Origin of the sequence: Aeromicrobium sp. CnD17-E (genome assembly GCF_024124745.1) — a bacterium.
Lineage (GTDB): Bacteria > Actinomycetota > Actinomycetes > Propionibacteriales > Nocardioidaceae > Aeromicrobium.
Genome location: NZ_JAMXRU010000214.1, coordinates 1 through 1,267 on the forward strand (window position 1 = coordinate 1; position 1,267 = coordinate 1,267).

The window sequence follows — 1,267 nt, forward strand, 5'->3', positions numbered from 1 at the left end:
GCCCGGGACCTCCTGCTGCCCGCGGCCGACCTCACCGTGCAGCGGGCCCGTCCCGACGTCGCACCCGCGCGTCGGCGCGAGCCCGCGATCGTGCGGAGCGCCGGATGAGGACCCTCGTGGTGTGGTGTCCCGACTGGCCGGTGCGGGCCGCCCTGCCCGACCTGCCGCGCGACGAGCCCGGTGCCGTGCTCGAGGGCGGTCAGGTGCTGGCGTGCAACCACGCTGCACGGGTCGAGGGCGTGCGTCGGGGCATGCGTCGTCGCGACGCCCAGGCGCGGTGCCCCGAGCTGCACCTGGCCGACCACCGTCCCGACGTCGAGGCGCGCTCGTTCGAGGAGGTGCTGCTCGGCGTCGAGGAGCTCAGCCCCGCGGTCACGCCGTTGCGTCCCGGGCTGTGCGCGCTGCCCGTGCCGGCCCGCTTCTACGGCGGGGAGGAGCAGGCGGCCGCCGTCGTCGCGGAGCGGGTCGTCTCGCTCGCGGTGTGGGACGTGCGGCTCGGCGTCGCCGACACCCTGTTCGCCGCCGAGCAGGCCGCCCGCCGGGCCGCCCCGCAGGACGTCCACGTCGTCGAGCCCGGCACCGACGCCGCCTTCCTCGCCCCGCTCCCCGTCGAGGTGCTCGAGTCGCCCGACGTGGTCAGCCTGCTGCGCCGCATGGGCCTGACCACGCTCGCGCACCTGGCGGCGCTGCGCCCCTCCGACGTCCACACCCGGTTCGGGGCGCACGGCGGGCTGCTGCACCGGCTCGCCTCGGGGCAGGACCCTCGGCTGCTCGCCCGCCGCGACGTGCCGCCCGAGCTGAGCGGCGTCCTCACGCTCGAGCCGCCGGTCTCCCGGGCCGAGACCGTCGCGTTCAGCCTCCGGTCGGTCGCCGAGCGGTTCGTCGCCCGCCTGGCCGAGCGCGGTGTCGTGTGCACCGCCCTCGGGATCGAGGTCGAGGTCGACGGCGTCGTCGCCTCCACCCGACGCTGGGCGCACCCGCGCTGGTTCGGTGCCGTCGACGTCGTCGACCGGGTGCGCTGGCAGCTGCAGGGCACGGTGCTGCCCGGACCGGTCGGGGGAGTGCGGCTGGTGCCCGAGACGGTCGCGCCGGTGGGCGAGCACGCGCCGGTGCTGTTCGGGGCCGGCACCCGGGCTGCCGACGACGAGCGCGTCGAGCGGGGGATCGCCCGGGTGCAGGGTCTGGTCGGGCACGACGGGGTGCTCGCGGCCCAGGTGCAGGGCGGTCGGGCGCCGGCCGCCCGCCGTCTGCTGACGACGTGGGGCGA

At 77.7% G+C, this 1,267-nt stretch carries 1 protein-coding gene; it reads left to right on the forward strand.

The genetic code is table 11. The features are described from left to right. Positions 1–104: 104 nt before the first annotated feature. A partial coding sequence (locus NH339_RS18210) for a DNA polymerase Y family protein (RefSeq protein WP_253027466.1) occupies positions 105–1,267 on the forward strand: 1,163 nt, incomplete at its 3' end.